The organism is Citrobacter sp. 50677481, assembly GCF_001463265.1.
GTDB classification, from domain to species: Bacteria; Pseudomonadota; Gammaproteobacteria; order Enterobacterales; family Enterobacteriaceae; genus Citrobacter_A; species Citrobacter_A sedlakii.
Map to the genome: position 1 here is coordinate 99,012 of NZ_LNHZ01000054.1, position 22,387 is coordinate 121,398.

The 22,387-nt window shown below is 56.1% G+C and carries 21 protein-coding genes; 10 read left to right on the forward strand and 11 right to left on the reverse strand.

Annotation, left to right across the window (positions count from 1 at the left end; translation table 11 throughout):
* Positions 1-41: 41 nt before the first annotated feature.
* From nrfG to nrfA, 7 genes are read right to left on the reverse strand one after another with little or no spacing between them, the layout of a single operon-like run.
* On the reverse strand, positions 42-650 hold the full coding sequence (gene nrfG, locus APU02_RS14510; RefSeq protein ID WP_060570386.1) for a heme lyase NrfEFG subunit NrfG: 609 nt from the start codon (positions 648-650) through the stop codon (positions 42-44).
* Positions 637-1,062: a heme lyase NrfEFG subunit NrfF gene (nrfF, locus tag APU02_RS14515; protein WP_060570387.1), complete on the reverse strand. Its 426-nt coding sequence runs from the start codon at positions 1,060-1,062 to the stop codon at positions 637-639. Before nrfF ends, nrfG begins: the two co-directional genes overlap by 14 nt.
* Complete coding sequence (locus tag APU02_RS14520) at positions 1,055-2,791, reverse strand: heme lyase CcmF/NrfE family subunit (protein WP_060570388.1); 1,737 nt, start codon at positions 2,789-2,791, stop codon at positions 1,055-1,057. Before APU02_RS14520 ends, nrfF begins: the two co-directional genes overlap by 8 nt.
* The gene (nrfD, locus tag APU02_RS14525) at positions 2,784-3,740 is read right to left on the reverse strand and encodes a cytochrome c nitrite reductase subunit NrfD (RefSeq protein WP_060570389.1); all 957 of its coding nucleotides are present in this window, start codon (positions 3,738-3,740) and stop codon (positions 2,784-2,786) included. Before nrfD ends, APU02_RS14520 begins: the two co-directional genes overlap by 8 nt.
* Positions 3,737-4,408 carry a cytochrome c nitrite reductase Fe-S protein gene (gene nrfC, locus APU02_RS14530; protein WP_042291135.1) on the reverse strand — a complete coding sequence of 224 codons (672 nt, stop codon included), beginning with the start codon at positions 4,406-4,408 and terminating at the stop codon, positions 3,737-3,739. The genes nrfD and nrfC overlap by 4 nt, the downstream gene beginning before the upstream one ends.
* Complete coding sequence (gene nrfB / locus APU02_RS14535; protein WP_060570390.1) at positions 4,405-4,968, reverse strand: cytochrome c nitrite reductase pentaheme subunit; 564 nt, start codon at positions 4,966-4,968, stop codon at positions 4,405-4,407. Before nrfB ends, nrfC begins: the two co-directional genes overlap by 4 nt.
* 46 nt (positions 4,969-5,014) lie before the next feature.
* Complete coding sequence (gene nrfA, locus APU02_RS14540) at positions 5,015-6,451, reverse strand: ammonia-forming nitrite reductase cytochrome c552 subunit (protein ID WP_042291139.1); 1,437 nt, start codon at positions 6,449-6,451, stop codon at positions 5,015-5,017.
* A gap of 432 nt (positions 6,452-6,883) precedes the next feature.
* Here nrfA and acs point away from each other — a divergent pair, with 432 nt between their 5' ends.
* The 4 genes from acs to APU02_RS14565 all read left to right on the forward strand — a co-directional run bounded on the left by acs (position 6,884) and on the right by APU02_RS14565 (position 12,480).
* The gene (gene acs, locus APU02_RS14550) at positions 6,884-8,842 is read left to right on the forward strand and encodes an acetate--CoA ligase (protein ID WP_060570391.1); all 1,959 of its coding nucleotides are present in this window, start codon (positions 6,884-6,886) and stop codon (positions 8,840-8,842) included.
* A gap of 232 nt (positions 8,843-9,074) precedes the next feature.
* On the forward strand, positions 9,075-9,389 hold the full coding sequence (locus APU02_RS14555) for a DUF485 domain-containing protein (protein ID WP_042291143.1): 315 nt from the start codon (positions 9,075-9,077) through the stop codon (positions 9,387-9,389).
* Positions 9,386-11,035: a cation/acetate symporter ActP gene (gene actP / locus APU02_RS14560; RefSeq protein WP_042291146.1), complete on the forward strand. Its 1,650-nt coding sequence runs from the start codon at positions 9,386-9,388 to the stop codon at positions 11,033-11,035. Before APU02_RS14555 ends, actP begins: the two co-directional genes overlap by 4 nt.
* Positions 11,036-11,190: 155 nt before the next feature.
* On the forward strand, positions 11,191-12,480 hold the full coding sequence (locus tag APU02_RS14565) for a Gfo/Idh/MocA family oxidoreductase (RefSeq protein WP_060570392.1): 1,290 nt from the start codon (positions 11,191-11,193) through the stop codon (positions 12,478-12,480).
* A 15-nt stretch (positions 12,481-12,495) separates the two neighbouring features.
* On the opposite strand, the gene APU02_RS14570 is transcribed toward APU02_RS14565, so the two are convergent.
* Positions 12,496-13,185 (reverse strand): LrgB family protein, encoded by a 690-nt coding sequence (locus tag APU02_RS14570; protein ID WP_042291151.1) that lies wholly within the window; start codon positions 13,183-13,185, stop codon positions 12,496-12,498.
* On the reverse strand, positions 13,178-13,588 hold the full coding sequence (locus APU02_RS14575) for a CidA/LrgA family protein (RefSeq protein ID WP_060570393.1): 411 nt from the start codon (positions 13,586-13,588) through the stop codon (positions 13,178-13,180). The genes APU02_RS14570 and APU02_RS14575 overlap by 8 nt, the downstream gene beginning before the upstream one ends.
* A gap of 103 nt (positions 13,589-13,691) precedes the next feature.
* Between APU02_RS14575 and APU02_RS14580 the strand changes: the two genes are divergently transcribed.
* From APU02_RS14580 to APU02_RS14595, 4 genes are all read left to right on the forward strand, one after another.
* Positions 13,692-14,603 carry a LysR family transcriptional regulator gene (locus APU02_RS14580; protein ID WP_042291157.1) on the forward strand — a complete coding sequence of 304 codons (912 nt, stop codon included), beginning with the start codon at positions 13,692-13,694 and terminating at the stop codon, positions 14,601-14,603.
* Between the two features lie 254 nt (positions 14,604-14,857).
* Positions 14,858-15,526 (forward strand): glutathione S-transferase, encoded by a 669-nt coding sequence (locus tag APU02_RS14585; RefSeq protein WP_060570394.1) that lies wholly within the window; start codon positions 14,858-14,860, stop codon positions 15,524-15,526.
* A 343-nt stretch (positions 15,527-15,869) separates the two neighbouring features.
* Positions 15,870-17,219, forward strand: a complete 1,350-nt coding sequence (ghxP, locus tag APU02_RS14590; RefSeq protein WP_042291165.1) for a guanine/hypoxanthine transporter GhxP — start codon at positions 15,870-15,872, stop codon at positions 17,217-17,219.
* Positions 17,220-17,367: 148 nt separating this feature from the next.
* Positions 17,368-19,014 (forward strand): Na+/H+ antiporter, encoded by a 1,647-nt coding sequence (locus APU02_RS14595; RefSeq protein ID WP_042291168.1) that lies wholly within the window; start codon positions 17,368-17,370, stop codon positions 19,012-19,014.
* A 45-nt stretch (positions 19,015-19,059) separates the two neighbouring features.
* Here APU02_RS14595 and soxR read toward each other — a convergent pair whose 3' ends face one another.
* The gene (gene soxR, locus APU02_RS14600) at positions 19,060-19,518 is read right to left on the reverse strand and encodes a redox-sensitive transcriptional activator SoxR (protein WP_042291170.1); all 459 of its coding nucleotides are present in this window, start codon (positions 19,516-19,518) and stop codon (positions 19,060-19,062) included.
* Positions 19,519-19,603: 85 nt separating this feature from the next.
* Here soxR and soxS point away from each other — a divergent pair, with 85 nt between their 5' ends.
* Entirely contained in the window at positions 19,604-19,927 is a 324-nt protein-coding gene (gene soxS, locus APU02_RS14605) for a superoxide response transcriptional regulator SoxS (RefSeq protein ID WP_042291172.1), read from the forward strand.
* A gap of 2 nt (positions 19,928-19,929) precedes the next feature.
* Here the strand turns inward: soxS and APU02_RS14610 are convergent, their stop codons facing one another.
* Complete coding sequence (locus tag APU02_RS14610; RefSeq protein WP_060570395.1) at positions 19,930-21,516, reverse strand: EAL domain-containing protein; 1,587 nt, start codon at positions 21,514-21,516, stop codon at positions 19,930-19,932.
* A 581-nt stretch (positions 21,517-22,097) separates the two neighbouring features.
* On the opposite strand from APU02_RS14610, the gene APU02_RS14615 reads away from it, so the two are divergent.
* A complete protein-coding gene (locus APU02_RS14615) occupies positions 22,098-22,379 on the forward strand; it encodes a YjcB family protein (RefSeq protein ID WP_042291177.1) in 282 nt (93 codons plus the stop codon).
* Positions 22,380-22,387 lie beyond the last annotated feature (8 nt).

Sequence of the window (22,387 nt, forward strand, 5' to 3'; positions counted from 1 at the left end):
TTTTAAACAGCAAAAACGACATAAATCACAAAAAAACAAAATCATTTCTGACGATTCTGCAACAACTTCGCCATATTTATTGCGTCAATCACCTGTGCGCGGTTTACCCGGGGTGAATTGAGATCAAGGGCTTTTTGCCACTGGATAATCGCCTCGCGGTAATCAGCCTGCATAAACGCATCCGAGGCCAGGAGCATCAGCGCGGTCACCTCACTGGCGTCCAGCGCTAATGCTTTATCAATCATCTCACGGGCCAGCGGCGTCATATGCTGTCCCGCCTGATAGTAAAGCACCGTCGCCAGCGCGGCGTAAAGCTCGGCGTTCTCCCCGCGCAGTTGCAGCGCCTGACGATACGCCCGCTGCGCGTTAGCGTAGTCGTTACGCCAGAGGTAATACTCGCCGAGTAACGCCCACTTTTCGCTGTCCTGGGGATTCGCGCGAATCTGGGTCTGCAACGTTCGCAGTTGCGCTTGTGGAGTTTGCGCGTCGGTAAACGCATGCAGCGGATCTGCCAGACGCTGCCGTTCGCTGCGTACCGCCTGCCATTTCGGCGACAGCAGATAGCCGCTAAAGCAGATAATCACCATCAGCATGACGGCCGCCGCCAGACGTTTTACGGGCAGAGAACGGTGGGAGTCAGGCTGCATCATCGTTTGTCCTTTTGGGCTTTACCGCGCGCCACAGGATCCCCACCACCACCAGCAGTAACAGACACGGCAACGCCCAAAGCAGCAAAGTTTGTCCGTTCAGCGGTGGATTGTAGCGAACAAAGTCGCCGTAGCGTTCGGTCATCCAGACAGTAATTTCCGCTTCGCTTTTCCCTTCCGCCACCATTGTGTAGACCTGATGGCGCATACTGACCGCCACCGGCGCGTTGGATTCCAGTAAGTTCTGGTTCTGGCACTGGGGACAACGCAACCGGCTGGCGACAGAAAGCGCTTTCTCCTGCTGCTGCGGGTTAGCGAAGGTCCAGGTATCGACGACCTGAGCGTGGACGGTAAGCGTGAAAAAAAGTAGCGTAACCAGGATGAACAGCCTGTGAAATGGCGCCGTATTACGCATCTTCCCTCCTCCCGCGCCAGCCGCTCAGTAGCGCGCCGACAATCATCAGCAGCCCACCGCCCCAGATCCAGCGCACGCCGCTTTGAACGTACAATCGCATGGCGTAACGTTCCGGACCGGTTTTCTCGCCCATTACCGCATACCAGTCGTGTATAAGGTTCCAGCGAATGTCCGGCTCCATCATCTGCTGACGGCGCGCGGTATAAAACCGCCGCTCCGGTGTCAAATTGCCAATACGATTCTCCCCCTGCCACAGCGCAATCTGCGCTTTCTCGGTAGTGTAATTGCCCTTTGCTTCAAGCTCGAGCCGGTCGAAGCGGAAGGTGTATCCTGCCAGCGCCACCTGCTGCCCCGGACGTAAATTCAGGCTAATCTCCTGACGGCTGACGCTGGACACCACAATCCCCAGCGCCGCGATCAGCACGCCTGTATGGGCAATCAGCGCCGGAAGCTGTCGTCGCCAGGCAGATTTACGGTTTCTTATCGTCGCCACAACGATGACGACCAGCATCAGCAGGCCGAACGGCAGCGTAGCGCGATTGAAATAAGGCGCGCCTACGGAAAGACGTCCCCAGCCAAGCAGACCGTAAATCATCGGGTAAAGCGTCCCCACCAGTACGATCAGCAGTACCGCGCAAAAAAGCAGTAGCGTCGCGAGTATCAACGTTTCGCGCGACCCGTTCCCCGCACGCGCTGTCGGTTGACCATCACGCGCCCGCCAGGCGTACAGCGCAAGCGAAGCGAGACTCAGCACGGCGAACAGCGCAAACAGCGGCGCCGCGCGCACGTTATCCAGCGCAAAAGCATGCACAGAGACCAGAATGCCGGAGCGCACAATCAGCGTGCCCAGCAGTGAAAGAATCAGGGTGACGATCGCCAGCAGCAGTGACCAGTGGCGAAAAATCCCCTGTCTGCGCGAAAGCGACAGACTGTGCAGCAGCGCGCTGGCGGACAGCCAGGGCAACAGAGAGGCGTTTTCCACCGGGTCCCAGAACCACCATCCGCCCCACCCCAACTCGCAGTACGCCCACCAGGAGCCGAGGATGATGCCGAGGGTCAGCGCGCACCAGCCGGGCAGCGCCCAGCGCCAGCACACCCGGGCGGCCGCGGCAGTAAAATCGCCGTGAAGCAGCGAGGCGAGCGCCACGCCCGTAGCCACCATCAGCCCGCCATAGCCCAGATACAGCAGCGGCGGATGCAGGATCAACCCCAGATGTTGCAGCATCGGGTTGAGATCGCGCCCTTCTATCGCGGGAGGGAAAATGCGTGCAAACGGATCAGACCACACCACCACAAACAGCAGCAGCAACGCGATGATCAGAGAAAGAAGGCTGAGCGTCAGCGGAAACAGCGCATCCGATTGTTGACGGTAGCGCCAGGCAAACAGCGCGCTCCAGGCAGAAAGAAACAGCACCCATAGCAGTAAGGAACCTTCATGTCCGCCCCATACCGCCGCCAGCTTTAGCCCCCACGACAGCAAGCTGTGGCTGTGCTGCGCCACGTAGATGACCGAAAAGTCGCTGCTCAGAAAGGCGTTTATCAACAGCGTAAACGCCGCCAGCAAAAGCGCGAATTGCGTCCAGACGCCGACGCTCGCCAGGCGCATAACGCCCAGCCAGCGCCGCTGAATCCCGGTCAGCACGGCAAGCGGGGTCAACACGTTGACCCCAAGGCTTAACAACAGCGCCAGAAAACCGGCTTCAGGTAGGAACACGTCCAGGTTATGCAACCGTCAGTTGCCCCGCATACAGAATAAAGAAACGTAACAGCAGAACGCCGGTCAGGCTGGCGCCGCAGGCCGCCAGCACACCGTGGAAGGTGGATCCATGATTCGCCCACGGCTTCAACAGCATCGGCACAATCAGCCCCAGCCCCGCGACGCCGATCCAGAACCACCAGGTCCAGAATCCACCGCCTAACGCGGCGGAAAGCGCGCGCATTTTGCCGTCATCGCCCAACGCCAGGCCAACAAAAAAGGCCGCCAGCAGGAAGATTTCCAGCCACACCACTGGTGTTTCCATTCGGTGAACAAAGTGCGCTTCCGTACTGTGTGGGTTGCTGCGCTGGCGCAAGGCCATTGCAATGAGCGCCACCGCCGCGCCGGAAGAGATCCCCGAGAACAGGAACAACACCGGCAGGACCGGGTTATTCAGGAACGGGTAGGACTTGAGCGCGGAAAGCAAAAATCCGGTGTAGGCGCCAAGCAGTACCGCCAACACCAGCATCAGCGTTTCAAGCGGGCGATAAAACGGCGTGATGAGCGACAGCGCTTTTGGCAGCACACTCAGACGCGGCAGCCAACGCTGTTGCAGAGCAATCAGCTCTTTTTCAAAGATTTTCGCCAGCCACAGTACCAGCACCACCATGTACAACTGGAACAGCATGACCCCCATCGACATCACTGACGTAAAACTGTAGTGAAACATCAGTTTCCAGAAGGTCCACGGACGCGTCAGATGGAAGATCAGAATCAGCAGGCCGAGAATTATCGCCCCCGGCCCGACCACCAGCGTTGTACGCAGCAGCGTACTGTCAGCGCCGCCCGCCTCCGGATGGAAACGACGCAGCAGAATCGCCAGCGTGACCAGCCCGGCGGAGATACCGATCAAAAACAGATAGATGGCGATGGGCCAGTCCCACACCAGCGATTCAAAGTGGAAAGCAGATGCGTTTGTCATTGGCTCACCTCCCCAAATTTAAAGGGAACGCGGTAGACCTTCGGTTTCGTGCCCAGCGCCAGCTTGTAACGGTAGGTGGGTTTCTGCTGTAACAGCCGCGAAATATCGCTGTTGGGATCGTCAAGATTACCAAAGGTCAGCGCCTTCGTCGGGCAGGCCTCAACGCAGGCTGGCAGCTTGCCCGCTTTCAGGTTGGTCTTACGGCAGAAATCGCACTTATCCGCCGTTTTCGTCACCGGATGGATAAAGCGCACCCGGTATGGACAAGCGGCGATACAGTACTGGCAACCGACACAGAGATCCGGGTTGACGTCCACAATACCGTTGGCGGCATCGCGATAGGACGCGCCGGTCGGACAGACGTCCACGCACGGCGCATGATCGCAATGCTGGCATGAATGACGGAAAAAGCGGTACTTCACGTCCGGAAACGTCCCCTGCGGTTCGCTGCGAATAATCGTCAGCCGCGAGACGCCTTCCGGCACGTTGTTCACTTCCCGACAGGCATCCATACAGGCGGTACAGCCGATACATAACGATTCATCATGCACCATGCCGTAACGCACGCCGTTGATATTCAACGTTTTCGCTACCACGCGTCCTGCTGTGCCGCTAACCGCCACCAGCGCGCCGACGCGGGTGATAAACTGGCGACGGGAGCAGCTCATGGATGCTCCTTAAGCAAGGGAACCGACGCCGGATTAAAGTTCGGATTGTTGCGCTGATCGCTGTGGCAATCGACGCAGATTTTAATCCGCCCTTTATCGCTTAACGTCTGCATTGCGTCTTGCTTCGGATGCAGTGAGTGACAGCTGGCGCAGGCTACTTTCGTGACGTGAACATCGTGCGACCAGAAAGCTTTTTGCAGTTGCTCGGGCAGGTGACAGGACATACAGACGCTGTTTTGCTGCTCGACGTTGTACATCGGCTCGTTAAAGCGCATCACATCCTTCACCCCTTCACGGTGCTGCGGCGACGGCTGACCGTGGCAGTTAGTACAGGTGACCGGCAGTTTATTATTCGGATTGGTGGCGGACGCATGCTTGCCCTGCATCCCGTCGGTGTCCGGCTTATGACAGTCCAGGCAGGCGGCGTCCGGGCTACGCTGTGGCGTGACCTCCCAGCGATCAGACTCCTGCGGCGTTGGCGTGGCGGTTGCCCCACTCAGGCTCCATAACAGACCTGACGCCAGCACCCCAGCAGTTAATAACGAACGTAATACGCTCATATTCACTCCGTTGAGTAATCCGCCCCTGTGTGTGGGGCGGAAGGGGTTATTGGCTTAACAGACCGTTTTTACGCGCCTGGTCTTCCCACTGCGGAATCACCGTTTTGATGAAGTCCTGTTTTTCAGCGTTAATCTGCTGCATGTTCAGACCAATCGCCGCCTGGGCTTTCTCTTTAGTGGAGATATCCGGCAGGGCGATCTCGTGGGTGATGCCTTTGGTCGCCAGCAGACGCGCCAGTTTGGTACGGGCATCAGCGGCTTTATCCATCGCGCCGCCCAGCATCCGCAGCCCTTCTTCCGGCGCATGCATATGTATGCCGTGAGAGGCGATCGACAGATCCCAGCGCCATTGCGCATGGCGAATGTCTTCCAGAATCGGCTTCATTTCCGCTTCCGTCGCTCCGGCATCCCAGGCCGCCTTCGCTTCGAAGTGGGCATGAACCAGTTGATCCTCGACGTTGATTTTCAGCTCGTTGATCGACTTTTTACGCTCGGCGACCACGTTTTGCAGCGCAGCCTTGTCCTGGGTATGGCAGTTCGCGCAGGTCTGGGCGAAGTTGTCGAATGGATTGCCAATCTTGTGGTCGGTGTAGAGTTTACCTTCCGCGTTCTGCACTTTTGGCATGTGACAGTCAATACAGGTCACGTTGTTTTTACCGTGAATACCCGCGCTCCAGGTCTCATATTCCGGGTGCTGCGCTTTTAACATGGGCGTTTTCGACAGCGAGTTGGTCCAGTCAGAGAACGCAATGGCGTCGTAGTATTTCTCCATGTTCTCGACCTTCATTCCCTCATCCCACGGGAACTTAACGGCTTTGTTTTTACCGTCGAAATAGTACTCCACATGGCACTGACCGCAGACCATTGACTGCTGGTCAAAGCGGCTGGCCTTATCGAACGGCTTGCCGATGGTTTCCATTGCGCGTTCCGCATAGGGGCGCGACAGGGTCAGTTCCGGCTTGCCTTTCGCGAAATCGGCGGATGCGGTGTTATGGCAGTCGGCGCAGCCTAAGTTATTGACGATCTCCGGTCCCCCACGCGCCCATTTGCCGTGAAAGTAGCCATCTTCCCCCTCTTTTTGGATCAAACGCGCCACGTCCGGGCTTTTGCAGCTCCAGCAGGCCATCGGCAGCGGACCGTCTTCGGCGTTTTTCGGCGCGCCCGTACGCAGGGTTTCCCGCACGTCGGTTACCGCATACGCGTGCCCGCGCGGTTTGTTGTAGTCACGAGAGAAGGGATAACCTGCCCACAGGATCACCAGCCGCGGATCTTCCGCCAGCGCGTCTTCCCGCGTGGACTGTTCCGACGTGGCTTTCCAGGAGAGGTATTGATCGGGATGTTGAGGCGCGAAGACGTCATTTTTCGCTTCAACGGTAACGGTTTTTGCGGGTGCGGCAGTTTGCTCAGCGTAAACAGCAGAAATGAAAAAAAGCGGTACTATCAGGCTGAAAAAACGGCGTGCACGATGTGTAATCCTTGTCATAGAGGTCTCATCCAGATTGCGCCATTGCTCTTAATGACGGTTCTTTTTTATTCTTTCCATGACGATAACCGCACATAACCGTCATGACATTGCCCTAATCTAGATGTAACAAAAAACCACACGGAAAATGTTGTCTTTAATCAATTGTAAGTGTATGTAAAATACCACTTTAGAGTTAGTCACCCCGTTTTATCGCTACTCCCTTTGTGCTTTTCCTCGTCGAAACACCTTCATAAAAAATTAACATAACCGTCTGTTGCGAAAAGAATTCCCCAACTTTTTTTGGCCTTCTTCAAAAAACGTATTGCCGATTATTTGCACAGTTCCGTTATTGCGTGATCTGCCGCGCAAATACTAAACAAAACTGACTAAACCCCTACATTTAACGTTTATGAGACATATTATTAACATCTTACAAGGAGAACAAAAGCCATGAGCCAAATACATAAACACGCCATTCCCGCCAATATTGCGGACCGTTGCCTGATAAACCCGGAGCAGTATGAGGCAAAATATCAACAATCAATTAACGAGCCGGATACCTTTTGGGGCGAGCAGGGCAAAATTCTCGACTGGATCAAACCGTATACACGCGTAAAGAACACCTCTTTCGCGCCGGGCAACGTCTCGATTAAATGGTACGAAGACGGCACGCTCAACCTGGCGGCGAACTGCCTTGACCGCCATCTGGCGGAAAATGGCGATCGCACCGCCATCATCTGGGAAGGCGACGACGCGTCGCAGAGTAAACACATTAGCTACCGCGAACTGCATCGTGACGTCTGCCGCTTTGCCAATGCCCTGCAGGCGTTAGGCATCAAAAAAGGCGACGTGGTGGCGATTTATATGCCGATGGTGCCGGAAGCCGCCGTCGCGATGCTGGCTTGCGCACGCATCGGCGCGGTGCATTCGGTGATCTTCGGCGGTTTTTCGCCGGAGGCGGTTGCCGGACGCATTATCGACTCCAGCTCGAAGCTGGTGATCACCGCCGATGAAGGGGTGCGCGCCGGGCGCAGCATTCCGTTGAAGAAAAACGTCGACGACGCGCTGAAAAATCCGAACGTAACAAGCATCGAACACGTGATTGTGCTCAAGCGCACCGGCGGCACTATCGACTGGACGGAAAACCGCGATTTGTGGTGGAGCGACGTCATTGAAAATGCCAGTGCTGAGCATCAGCCTGTTGAAATGAATGCGGAAGATCCGCTGTTTATTCTTTATACCTCCGGCTCTACCGGCAAGCCGAAAGGCGTGCTGCATACCACCGGCGGGTATCTGGTGTATGCCGCGAGCACCTTTAAATATGTGTTCGACTACCATCCGGGCGACATCTACTGGTGCACCGCCGATGTGGGTTGGGTCACCGGACACAGCTACCTGCTGTACGGCCCGCTGGCCTGCGGCGCCACGACGCTGATGTTCGAAGGGGTGCCCAACTGGCCGACGCCAGCGCGTATGGCGCAGGTGGTCGATAAGCATCAGGTCACGATTTTGTATACTGCACCAACCGCGATCCGTGCGCTGATGGCGGAAGGCGACAAAGCGATCGAGGGCACCGACCGTTCCTCCCTGCGCATTCTCGGCTCCGTTGGCGAGCCGATCAACCCGGAAGCGTGGGAGTGGTACTGGAAAAAGATCGGCAATGAGAAATGCCCGGTGGTCGATACCTGGTGGCAGACCGAAACCGGCGGTTTCATGATCACCCCGCTGCCGGGGGCGACAGAGCTGAAAGCCGGTTCCGCCACCCGTCCGTTCTTTGGCGTGCAGCCTGCGCTGGTGGATAACGAAGGCAATCCACAGGAAGGGGCGACCGAGGGCAACCTGGTGATCACCGACTCCTGGCCGGGTCAGGCGCGCACGCTGTTCGGCGATCATGAGCGTTTCGAGCAGACCTACTTTTCGACCTTTAAAAATATGTACTTCAGCGGCGACGGCGCGCGTCGTGACGAAGATGGCTATTACTGGATCACCGGTCGCGTGGACGACGTGCTGAACGTGTCCGGTCACCGTCTGGGCACCGCGGAGATTGAGTCCGCGCTGGTGGCGCATCCCAAAATCGCCGAAGCGGCGGTGGTGGGTATTCCGCACAGCATTAAAGGCCAGGCGATTTATGCCTACGTGACCCTGAACCACGGCGAAGAGCCCTCTCCGGAACTGTACGCGGAAGTGCGCAACTGGGTACGAAAAGAGATTGGTCCGCTGGCGACGCCGGACGTGCTGCACTGGACCGATTCCCTGCCGAAGACCCGTTCCGGCAAAATTATGCGCCGTATTTTGCGCAAGATCGCGGCAGGCGATACCAGCAATCTGGGCGATACCTCGACCCTTGCCGATCCTGGCGTGGTAGAGAAACTGCTCGAAGAGAAGCAGGCTATCGCGATGCCTTCATAATGAGAACAGGCCGGATGGCGCTGCGAAGCGTTTTATCCGGCCGACATTTCTGACCTTACCCCTCTCTTCATCGGGAGGGAATATATAAAACCCCCCAAAGGATTTCGTGTTGCAGGAAGGCGGCAAACGAACACATCCCCAGTCGCAGAATGAACCAGGCGACTGGGGTGGGTAAGTGCGGCCAACGCACCTGTGGCGCGAAAGACGCAGGGGGCCTCTGGAGAGCTCTGTGATGAATGACACTATTTATCAGCGGATAGAAGACAGTGCGCGTTTCAGGGAGTTAGTCGAAAAAAGGCAACGGTTTGCCACCCTTCTGTCGGTCATCATGTTGGTGATTTATATCGGCTTTATTTTACTGATTGCTTTCGCGCCTGGCTGGCTGGGTACGCCGCTCCACGCGGGAACCAGCGTCACCCGGGGTATCCCCATTGGCGTCGGGGTCATTCTGATCTCCTTTATTCTGACCGGCATTTATATCTGGCGGGCGAACGGCGAATTCGACCGTCTTAATAATGCAGTACTGCACGAGGTTAACGCATCATGAAGAGAGTCCTGACGGCGCTTGCCGCCACACTACCCTTCGCGGCCAACGCGGCGGATGCCCTTAGCGGTACAGTAGAGCGCCAGCCAACCAACTGGCAGGCCATTATTATGTTTTTGATTTTTGTCGTATTTACGCTCGGAATTACCTACTGGGCCTCTAAACGCGTGCGTTCGCGCAACGACTACTACACGGCGGGCGGCAATATTACTGGTTTTCAGAACGGGCTGGCGATTGCGGGCGACTACATGTCTGCCGCCTCTTTTCTGGGCATCTCCGCGCTGGTGTTCACTTCCGGCTACGACGGCCTGATTTACTCGCTGGGCTTCCTGGTGGGCTGGCCGATCATTCTGTTTCTGATCGCCGAGCGCCTGCGTAATCTGGGACGTTATACCTTTGCCGATGTAGCCTCCTACCGTCTCAAGCAAGGCCCGATCCGCATTCTTTCCGCCTGCGGTTCGCTGGTAGTGGTGGCGCTGTATCTGATCGCCCAGATGGTCGGCGCGGGCAAACTCATCGAACTGTTATTTGGTCTGAATTACCACATTGCGGTGGTGCTGGTCGGCGTGCTGATGATGATGTACGTGCTATTCGGCGGTATGCTGGCGACGACGTGGGTGCAGATCATCAAAGCGGTGCTGCTGCTGTTCGGCGCCAGCTTCATGGCCTTTATGGTGATGAAGCACGTCGGTTTCAGCTTCAATAACCTGTTTACCGAAGCAATGGCGGTTCATCCGAAAGGCACCGCCATCATGAGCCCTGGGGGGCTGGTAAAAGATCCGATCTCCGCGCTGTCGCTGGGCCTTGGTCTGATGTTCGGGACCGCCGGTCTGCCGCATATCCTGATGCGCTTCTTCACGGTGTCAGACGCGCGCGAAGCGCGTAAAAGCGTGTTCTACGCCACCGGCTTTATGGGTTACTTCTACATTCTGACCTTTATTATCGGCTTTGGCGCGATCATGCTGGTCGGGGCAAATCCGGCGTACAAAGACGCGGCGGGCGCACTGATTGGCGGCAACAATATGGCGGCGGTGCATCTGGCTAACGCGGTCGGCGGCAATCTGTTCCTCGGCTTTATCTCCGCGGTCGCTTTCGCCACTATTCTCGCGGTGGTGGCCGGACTGACGCTGGCGGGCGCGTCGGCGGTTTCACACGATCTCTACGCCAACGTGTTTCGTAAAGGCGCCACCGAGCGCGAAGAACTGCGGGTGTCGAAAATCACCGTACTGGTGCTGGGCGTCATCGCCATTATTCTTGGCGTACTGTTTGAAAACCAGAACATTGCCTTCATGGTCGGCCTGGCGTTTGCCATCGCGGCAAGCTGTAACTTCCCGATCATCCTGCTTTCCATGTACTGGTCGAAGCTGACCACCCGTGGCGCGATGATGGGCGGCTGGTTAGGGTTACTGACGGCAGTGGTGTTGATGGTGCTTGGCCCGACGATTTGGGTACAGATCCTCGGTCACGAAAAGGCGATCTTCCCCTACGAATACCCGGCGCTGTTCTCCATTACCGTGGCGTTCCTCGGTATCTGGTTCTTCTCGGCCACCGATAACTCAGCGGAAGGAAACCGCGAACGCGAGCAGTTCCGCGCCCAGTTTATCCGTTCCCAGACCGGATACGGCGTCGAACAAGGCCGCGCCCATTAATCACTCTCCCCCTCCCCGGTCTTTATGGCCGGGGATCACATTTTTCTTCCTGCGTTCTACCCATCTCCCGCGATAGCGCTACAGTACCCAAACAAGAGTGAAACGCTGTTTTTATTACATCAACACGTTAATTCATTTTAAGAGAAGGGAATGCGATGAAGAAATATGCCCTGGTGGGAACCGGCGGTCGCGCTGGATTGTATATTTCGGCAATTGGCGGGCAATGGAAAGAGAACGCCCGGCTGGTTGCCTTCTGCGATACCAACCAGACCCGGATGAACTACGCCAACACATTACTGGAAAAAGAGGGCACTGCGCCGGTATCAACCTGGAAAGCGCAGCAGTTTGAGGAGATGATCCGTGAAACGCGCCCGGACATTATCATCGTTACCACCATGGACCGCACCCACGATGATTACATCGTCCGGGCACTGCATGCGGGCTGCGACGTGATCACCGAAAAACCGATGACTATCGACGAAAAGCGCGCCCTGCGTATTCTGGATGCCATTGAAGAAACAGGCCGCCAGGTGCGCGTCGCCTTCAACTATCGCTATGCCCCACACCACAGCAAAGTGCGCGAACTGCTGATGAACGGCACGATCGGCGAGGTTTATTCCGTCCACTTCGAATGGCTGCTGAACACCGAGCATGGCGCAGACTATTTTCGTCGCTGGCACCGCGAAAAGCGCAATAGCGGCGGCCTGCTGGTGCATAAATCGACCCACCATTTCGACCTGATGAACTTCTGGTTGGCCAGCACGCCAGCGCGCGTTTACGCTGAAGGCGGCCTGCGTTTTTATGGCAGAGAGAACGCCGAACGACGCGGCGTCACGCAGTTTTATCCCCGTACCCACGGCTACCCGCAGGCGAAAGACGACCCTTTTGCCCTGCAAATGGCAGAGAATCCGCAGTTGAAAGCGCTCTATCTGGATGCGGAACATGAGGATAGCTACTTCCGCGACCAGAGCGTGTTCAGCGACGGCATTACCATTGAAGATACGATGTCGGTGCTGGTGAAATATCAGAATGACGTACAGCTGACGTATTCACTGAACACTTATCTGCCCTGGGAAGGGCTGAACGTGGTCTTTAACGGCAGCAAAGGCCGTCTGGAGATGAAGATCGTCGAGAAATCGTACGTTAACGCTGGCGGCGAACGCGCCAACGAAGGCAGCCTCGAGACCTGCGATATTACCGTCTTCCCAATGTTTGCCGCGCCGTGGAAAGCTGACTTCACGCTGGGCGAAGGCGGACACGGCGGCGGCGACAACGCGATGCTCGCCGATCTGTTTGGCGAGGTGAAACACGACCCGCTTCAGCGCGCCGCCGACCACCGCGCCGGGGCGATGTCGATCCTCACCGGCATCGCCGGAAACCTCTCCATGCAGCAGCAGCGTCCGGTCCACTTTAACGAATTTGCGCTGGCGTCGCGTCTGACATAACCCAACCGCCGCTGGTCAGAACATCAGCTTCGCGACCAGCGGCGCAATGAGCACCATCACGACGCCGGAGAGCATCATCACCAGGCTGGCGACGACGCCCTCCTGCTGCCCCAGTTCGTAGGAGCGCGCCGTTCCTGCGCCGTGAGACGCCGCGCCGAATCCGGCGCCTTTCGCCATACCTTCGCGTATCGACAGCCGCAGAAACAGCGCATCGCCAACCGCCATGCCAAACACGCCGGTCACCACCACGAACAGCGCCACCAGATCCGGCTGTCCGCCGATAGGCTCCGCCGCCGCCAGCGCAAACGGGGTGGTCACCGAGCGAACGGCCAGGCTGCGCTGGATTTCATCAGAGAGCGTAAACAGCCGCGCCAGCCAGACCGAACTGGTGACCGCCACCACCGTTGCCGTCACCACGCCTGCGCTAAGGGACATCCAGTGACGTTTGATGATGGCAAAATTGTCGTAGACCGGCACTGCAAAGGCGATGGTCGCCGGACCAAGCAGCCACAATAACCAGTGCGACTCGCCAATATAGCTTTGCCAGGAGATATGCCCAAACACCAGCATCAACACCAGCAGCGCCGGGGTGAGCACCAGCGGCATCAGCGGCAGTCGGCGAAAGCGGCGATACAGGCGCTTGTTGAGAAAATAGATGACCAGTGTGATGACCAGACAGAGCGCGCTAAGCTGAAAATTACTCACGATTTAACCTGCGCAACTCATAGCGATACACCTTGTCCACCACCCACGCGGTCGCACCGAGTACCATCAGGGTGCTGAGCGCAATCACGGCAAAAATACGCCAGCCGTCGATCAACAGCAGTTGCGCATAGTTCACCACCGCCACCACCGCGGGCACAAAGAACAGCAGCATTTCCGCCAGCAGCCAGCGGGCCCCCGCCCGCACCCAGCGCAATGGCAGGATCCGACACACAATCAGCGCCAGCATTAGCACCATGCCCACCAGATTGGCCGGAAGCGGCAAATGCAGCCAGGAGACAAGGTTTTGCGCAACGATAAACAGACCAGCGTACAGCAGAACCTGAACCGGAACCTGAAGTCGCTGTACGACAACAGGCGTAATGCGGCGTATCGCCACAGCCATGAAGGGATGTCCTGAAAAATAATTCGGAGCGCCAGTATAGAGAGCGCCCGTCGATGAAAGAAATGAATTAAAATCATTGCGGGCATAGTCGTAAGGAATAGTCATGGACATCAGAACGCTGCGTTATTTTGTCGAGGTGGTGCGCCAGCAGAGTTTCACCCGCGCGGCGGAGAAGTTGTATGTCACGCAACCCACCATCAGCAAGATGTTAAAAAATCTTGAAGACGAGCTTAACTGCACGCTGCTGATCCGCGACGGGCGCAAGCTTTTGCTCACGGACACCGGACGGGTGGTGTTTGAGCGCGGGCTGGCGATTCTGGCGGAGTTTCGCCAACTGGAAGCGGAGCTGGGAGACATCAACCATCTCAACAAAGGCCTGCTACGGTTAGGCATTCCGCCCATGGTCGGCATGTTGATGGCGGGTCCTATCAGTCTGTTTCGCCAGCGCTATCCGGGCGTCGAGCTGAAGGTCGCGGAGTTTGGCGGCCTGACGGTGCAACAGGCGGTGATGAATGGCGAACTGGACGTGGCGATGACCGCGCTGCCGATAGAAGCTGAAAGCGGTCTGGCGACCCTGCCGCTGTTTAACCATCCGCTTTGCGTCCTGGCGCCCCGTGCCGGTCAGTGGACAACCTGTGAGTCCGTTTCCCCTGAAACGCTGGCAGAGCACCCGCTGCTGATTTACAACGAAGATTTCGCCCTGAGCCGTCAGCTGATGCAGCTTTTTAGCGAACGCAACGTCAAGCCGCGCATTGCGGTACGCAGCGGACAGTGGGATTTTCTTGCGGCGATGGTACAGGCAGGCGTCGGCATTGCTATTCTACCGGAGCCCATCTGTGAACGGCTGGATAAAAACACGCTGCGCTGGATCCCGCTGGAAAGCGAACTGCGCTGGCAGCTCGGGATGATTTGGCGCGAAGGGGTCTACCTTTCCCATAGCGCCAAAGCGTGGCTTTCATGTTGCGAAGGATTCTGGGCAGGGGCATCGCAAACCATCAACCCGGCAAAAAACTAAAGCGCCACAAGGGCGCTTTAGTTGTTTTCCGGTCTTTGTCTTTCTCTCTATCCCGCTGAGTTCACGGGAGGGTTTCCCCCGACGTCAACACCCCTCATTCGAGCACGTGGTGGAGGTTCCGGTTTGTGTTGATACTGTAAGTGTATGCCGAGGCCGCCTGTTTGCCAGCCGACGTGGTGATTTTTTAGCCGAATTTTTTTCGTCATCTTCCACAATTTTCTATAGTTAAGAAGATGAATTCACAGGAGCCTCACATGCTAACGGTACATCATTTAAACCAGTCTCGTTCCCAGCGCATTCTCTGGGCGCTGGAAGAACTATCGCTGCCCTACCAGATTGTCCGTTACCAGCGTGAAAAGACCCTGCTTGCCCCGCCGGCGTTGAAAAAAGTGCATCCGCTCGGCAAGTCGCCCGTAGTGGAGGATAACGGCGTCGTCATTGCGGAATCGGGTGCAATCCTTGAATATTTGCAGGAAACCTACGACAGCGAAGGCAAATTTAAACCCGCCGACGCGGAACAGAAGCGGCAGTACCGATTCTGGCTGCACTATGCGGAAGGTTCGCTCATGCCGTTACTGCTGATGAAACTGGTCTTTGTCAGTCTTGGCAAGCCGCCGGTTCCCTTTGGCTTGCGCACGCTGGGCGGTGCGCTGGGAAAAGGCGTGCAGAAAGCGTATCTCAATCCACAACTGGAAACCCACGCGCGTTTCATTGACGCTCACCTTGCCGAACATCTCTGGTTTGCCGGAGAACCGTTCAGCATGGCCGACATTCAGATGAGTTTCCCGCTGTTTGCTCTACTGGCGCGCGGCGGCATCGATAATCTCTCCCACATCGAGGCATGGAAAAAACGGGTGGAAATGCGTCCGGCCTGGCAGCGAGCGATTCAACAGGGCGGCCCCTTTGAGATCCCCGGCGGGTGAGGACGAAAATGTCTCCTGTGCCCCGCGCATGGGCAAAACGATACCGCAAATTATGTTGCCAGATTGCGCATCGACGGTAACGTTTGCGCATCAGTTGATGATTTCTTCGTCGTTAACGCAAGAAATGCATAAAAAGCGACAAAGTTCAGTTGAAAATCGCCATATGATCGCTGGATAATCGTTTGCTTTTTTTTACTACCCGTTTTTTTATGCGCGGAGCTAAACGTTTGCTTTTTGCGACTCCCCTTTTGTCGCGACAGAGCACAGGGAATTGACGTTTCGCTGGCAGTGGATTGTCCACCACGCATAAAGACGAAAAATAAACTCTCAGGGGATGTTTTCTATGTCTACGCCTTCAGCGCGTACCGGCGGTTCACTTGACGCCTGGTTTAAAATTTCACAACGTGGAAGCACTGTCCGTCAGGAAGTGGTTGCCGGGTTAACAACGTTTCTGGCGATGGTGTACTCGGTTATCGTGGTGCCGGGCATGCTGGGCAAAGCTGGCTTTCCGCCTGCCGCGGTATTTGTCGCGACCTGTCTGGTGGCGGGGTTAGGCTCCATCGTTATGGGGCTGTGGGCGAATCTGCCGCTGGCGATCGGTTGCGCCATTTCACTGACCGCGTTTACCGCGTTCAGCCTGGTGCTCGGTCAGCAGATCAGCGTGCCGGTGGCGCTGGGCGCGGTATTCCTGATGGGGATTCTGTTTACCATTATCTCTGCGACCGGCATTCGTAGCTGGATTTTGCGCAATCTGCCGCAGGGCGTCGCGCATGGTACCGGTATTGGTATCGGCCTGTTTTTGCTGCTAATTGCGGCAAATGGCGTAGGCCTGGTAATCAAAAACCCACTGGATGGCCTGCCAGTGGCGCTGGGTGACTTCGCAACGTTCCCGGTGATCATGTCGCTGGTCGGACTGGCGGTAATCCTCGGCCTTGAAAAGCTGAAAGTGCCGGGCGGCATTTTGTTGACCATCATTGGTATTTCGATTGTCGGGCTGATCTGTGATCCGGCGGTGAAATTCTCCGGCATTTTCGCGATGCCGTCGCTGAGCGATGAAAACGGCAAATCGCTGATTGGCAGCCTGGATATCATGGGCGCGCTGAATCCGGTGGTGCTGCCAAGCGTGCTGGCGCTGGTTATGACCGCAGTGTTTGACGCAACCGGCACCATCCGCGCCGTGGCGGGGCAGGCGAATCTGCTCGACAAAGACGGCCAGATCATCGACGGCGGAAAAGCGCTGACCACAGACTCCCTGAGCAGCGTGTTCTCCGGTCTGGTGGGCGCAGCGCCGGCAGCGGTGTATATCGAATCCGCGGCAGGGACGGCAGCGGGCGGTAAAACCGGCCTGACAGCGATCACCGTCGGCGTTCTGTTCCTGCTGATCCTGTTCCTCTCTCCGCTGTCCTATCTGGTGCCGGTATACGCGACGGCGCCTGCGCTAATGTACGTGGGCCTGTTAATGCTGAGCAACGTGGCGAAAATTGATTTCGCCGACTTCGTCGACGCGATGGCGGGTCTGGTCACAGCGGTGTTCATCGTGCTGACCTGTAATATCGTTACCGGCATCATGATCGGCTTTGCCACGCTGGTGATTGGTCGTCTGGTTTCCGGCGAATGGCGCAAGCTGAACGTGGGTACGGTGGTGATCGCCATCGCGCTGGTGACGTTCTACGCGGGCGGCTGGGCGATTTGATCGCGAAGTGATTCCGAAAACGGGTGGCTTTGGCCGCCCGTTTTTATTTTCACCGCACATTTCGTTGTCTTTTGCGATACTCTGAAAAAGGTAAAATCGAGGCACGAAGCCTCTCAGGCACATAAAAAACATCGCAAACAGGGAACGCATGGAAATTTTTTTCACAATACTCATCATGACCCTTGTGGTCTCGCTGTCCGGGGTATTTACGCGCGTATTGCCCTTCCAGCTCCCCTTACCCCTCATGCAGATTGCCATCGGCGCACTGCTGGCATGGCCCACATTTGGTCTGCATGTGGAATTTGATCCCGAACTGTTTTTAGTTCTGTTTATTCCGCCGCTGCTGTTCGCCGACGGCTGGAAGACGCCGACGCGCGAATTCCTTGAACACGGGCGAGAGATCTTCGGTCTGGCGCTGGCGCTGGTGATTGTCACCGTTGTCGGCATCGGTTTTCTGATTTACTGGCTGGTGCCGGGCATCCCGTTGATACCCGCTTTTGCGCTGGCGGCGGTGCTGTCGCCAACCGATGCGGTGGCGCTTTCCGGCATCGTCGGTGAAGGACGTATTCCGAAGAAGATCATGGGCATTTTACAGGGCGAAGCGTTAATGAATGACGCTTCTGGTCTGGTGTCGCTGAAGTTTGCCGTCGCGGTGGCGATGGGCACAATGATCTTTACCGTTGGCGGCGCAACCGTGGAATTTCTTAAGGTGGCGATTGGCGGTATCCTCGCGGGCTTTGTGGTCAGTTGGCTGTACGGGCGTTCGCTGCGTTTTCTTAGCCGCTGGGGCGGCGATGAACCCGCGACACAGATCGTGCTGCTGTTCCTGCTGCCGTTCGCCTCTTACTTGATTGCTGAACACATCGGCGTGTCGGGAATTCTGGCGGCAGTCGCCGCCGGGATGACCATCACCCGTTCCGGCGTCATGCGCCGCGCGCCGCTGGCCATGCGTCTGCGCGCCAACAGTACCTGGGCGATGCTGGAGTTTGTGTTTAACGGCATGGTCTTTTTACTGTTGGGCCTGCAACTGCCTGGTATTCTCGAATCGTCGCTGGTGGCGGCGGAAGCCGATCCAAACGTCGAAATCTGGATGCTGTTTACCGACATCGTGCTGATTTACGTCGCGCTGATGCTGGTGCGCTTCGGCTGGCTGTGGACGATGAAAAAATTCAGCATGCGTTTTTTGAAAAAGAAACCGATGGAGTTTGGATCGTGGACCACGCGTGAAATTCTTATCGCCTCTTTCGCGGGGGTGCGCGGGGCGATCACGCTGGCGGGTGTGCTCTCCATTCCTCTGCTGCTGCCGGATGGCAACGTTTTCCCGGCGCGTTACGAACTGGTGTTCCTCGCCGCCGGGGTGATCCTGTTCTCGCTGTTCGTTGGCGTGATAATGCTGCCGATACTGCTGCAACATCTGGAAGTGGCTGACCATTCGCAGCAACTGAAAGAGGAACGCATCGCGCGCGCGGCAACGGCAGAAGTGGCGATAGTAGCGATTCAGAAAATGGAAGAGCGCCTGGCGGCGGATACCGAGGAGAACATCGACAACCAACTGCTGACCGAAGTGAGTTCGCGGGTCATCGGTAACCTGCGTCGCCGCGCTGACGGACGCAACGATGTCGAAAGTTCGCTACAGGAAGAGAACCTCGAGCGTCGTTTCCGCCTTGCCGCGCTGCGTTCTGAACGCGCGGAGTTGTACCACCTGCGCGCCACGCGTGAGATCAGCAATGAGACCCTGCAAAAGCTGCTGCATGACCTTGATTTGCTGGAAGCGCTGTTGATTGAGAATCAGTAATCCTGTCGCCCGGATGCGCTTAGCGGTCCGGGCCGGCGAAAAACGTTAATCATCCTCCAGCAGCCGCGCGCCGGTACCCTGTTCACCAAGTCGGTCGCCAGGGTTCCGCAACGGGCAATCCTTACGCGATAAGCAGCCGCAGCCGATACAACCGTCCAGCTCATCGCGCAGCGCCACCAGCGTATGAATGCGACGGTCCAGTTCATCCCGCCATTGCGAAGAGAGCTGCTTCCACTCCTTCGCACTCAACGTATGGCCTTCCGGCAGTACCCCAAGCGCCTCGCTGATGGTCGCCAGCGGAATGCCGATCCGTTGGGCAATCTTAATGATCGCCACATAACGCAACACATCGCGCTTATACCGCCGCTGATTGCCGCTGTTACGAGTACTGCTAATCAACCCTTTACTTTCATAGAAGTGCAGCGCGGATACCGCCACACCGCTGCGTTTCGCCACTTCGCCCGGCGTCAGCAAGGCTTTTATGCGGGGTAATTTCTTTTCCATAAATCGCTTTACCTCAAGTTAACTTGAGGAATTATACTCGCCCGCAGACAAAAGACGAATCGAACCCTGAAAAAGAGGCAACGCTATGTCCCATCAGCAAATTATTCAGACCCTTGTTGAATGGATTGATGAACATATCGACCAACCGCTGAACATTGATGTGGTCGCGAAAAAATCAGGCTATTCAAAATGGTATTTACAAAGGATGTTCCGCACCGTGATGCGCCAGACGCTCGGCGACTATATCCGCCAGCGCCGACTGCTGTTAGCCGCCGTGGAGTTGCGTAATACCGAGCGGCCCATCTTCGATATCGCTATGGATTTAGGCTACGTATCACAACAGACCTTTTCCCGCGTTTTTCGCCGGGAGTTTGATCGTACACCCAGCGACTACCGCCATCGTCTGTAAGTTTACTGCCCGCGCGACATCAGACGTGCGGGCGGCTGCTGTAGCCAGTCGATGAACGCCTGCGGCGGCAGCGCTTTCGCGAAGTGCCACCCCTGACAATACTGTACGCCGCGCTTAAGCAACCAGTTGACCTGATCCGCCGTTTCCACGCCTTCCGCGATGGTTTTCAGCCGCAGGCTTTGGGCCATCTCGATAATATGCTCCGCGATCAGGTGGCTGGTGCTGTTCGTGGTGAGTGTGTCGATAAACGATTTATCGATCTTCAGGATATCCACCTTCAGGGAATACAGGTTATGCAGGTTGGAATAGCCGGTGCCAAAGTCATCGATCGCCACTTCGTAGCCCGCCTGACGAAACGCCTGAATAACCGGCGTAGTTTTCGGCACGTCGATAAAGCCCCGCTCAGTGACTTCCACTTTGATCTGTTGCGCAAGCACGCCGTATTGACGCGCTTTGTTGGCGATCAGGGCAATCAGTCGGGAAGAATGGAAGTCTGACGCGGAGAGATTGATCGAAATATACAGCGACGGGTTTGCCGCCAGAAACGCCCCCATCTCCCGGAAAACGTTCTCCACCACATAATCGGTGATCTGCGCGATCATCCCCTCTTTTTCCGCCAGGGGGATAAATTCGGCGGGACTCATGACCTGTCCGTTGTATCCAGGCCAGCGCAGCAACGCTTCCGCGCCCACGCATTTCTCATTTTTGATGTCCATAATCGGCTGATAGTGTACGCACAGTTGGCGCTGTTTAAGCGCCCGCTGCAGCATCCGCGGCGGCGACCTGTATTGCCGACGCGCCCGCGACCAGAGCAGCAACAGCAGTATGCTGCAAAGCACGGCAAGCGGAAGGGTGAAGAGCAGTTGCTGGTACAGATTTTGATAAAATCGACCGGTCGTTGTCGAAACAATTACCGCGATGGGGCGTTTATCGGAATGAACGAGCGTGTAAAAACGGCCATCCTGCTGAAACACGGACTGACCGCGGCGCACCAGCGGCAGTAGCTCCGCAACCCACGCTTTTTCGCTGACGGAAAAGAACGTATCGGTAACCGTGTCGAAAACGCCCCAGGCAAGCGCCGGATCGTCTGTCATCACTTCGCTGAAGGATAAGGGATTGATCACTGCAACGTAATTGCCACGCTGCATATACGCCATTTTGTAGCCTGTAAAAAAGGGCGTGTCACGGAAGTAATAAATCGCGACATCAGGTTTTCGTTTATACTCAGCGTCCGGCATAATAAAGGGCGTGGTCGGTGCCATGACCGTTGAACATAAAAAGCGATTACCCTGCGCATAAATTAACTCATTGATATAAAGACGCCCACGAATAATATTTAACATTCTTTGCCGATGTGCAGGGGTACAGGCTTGTCCCTGATACTGTTCGGCGGCGTCGCGCGCTAAGTCAGCCTGTAAAATAACCAGTTCAGTTTTATCTAATGTCAGTTGTGCGAATATACGCAATTGATGACTGGTCTGGGATACGGCTCGCAATTGGGCAAACCATAGCGCTAACATCATGGGAAGCAACACCACCATGATTATCCCGAGAAACCTCAGCATCTTCCGTCGCGCCTGATGATTCATTTCAGCCCTATATCCCTGCATATTATACGCCTGTTATTATCGAGGCCGGATGCCATACCTGGATAATTGCCATTGCCGCCAACGCACGGGCAATCTGAAGCCTGACAGGTATAAATCACACAGGGGTGTTACGTTGCATGAATCCTACAATATTAGCAACTGACTTTTATTAGTAAAAGTCTGATAATATCAGGGGTTATTAATATCATTTCGTGGATCATTCCTGGCAAGCCATCATTTCTATTAAGCAGTGGCGTTCAATTTCCCGGTATTATTTTGGACAAACCAAAAAAGGTCGACTTAATCGCGCGTTATTAACGGTCTATTCCGACCAGACGCCCCGATGCTTTTACTTCCTCTGAACACCTTTACCCACACGCAAAGCATGGTTAAAAATCAAACAAAAAATCCTCGCCCTGGCTGGAAAACAAGCTCATTAACGTGATATAGTTCACAAAAATTATGAAACAGAAACAACGTTTCATTCGTGTTAATGTGAATGCCTGTCGATAGCCAGAGTGTTACACGCCCGTGAAAACGCCGCGCTGTCCGGGCACCCTGCTTTTCAGAGGAAATGTTTCATGGCAACCCTAACCACTGGCGTAGTGCTTCTCCGCTGGCCACTGCTGAGCGCCGTGCTGATGTTTTTAGCCAGTACGCTGAATATCCGTTTTCGTAAATCCGACTATATTGGCCTGGCTGTTATCAGCAGCGGTCTGGGCGTTATCGCCGCCTGCTGGTTTGCCACCGGGCTGCTCGGCATCACCCTGATGGATATCTCCGCCATCTGGAAAAACATCGAATCCGTTATGGTCGAAGTGATGAGCCACACACCGCCCGAATGGCCGATGGTATTGACCTGATTCCCGGC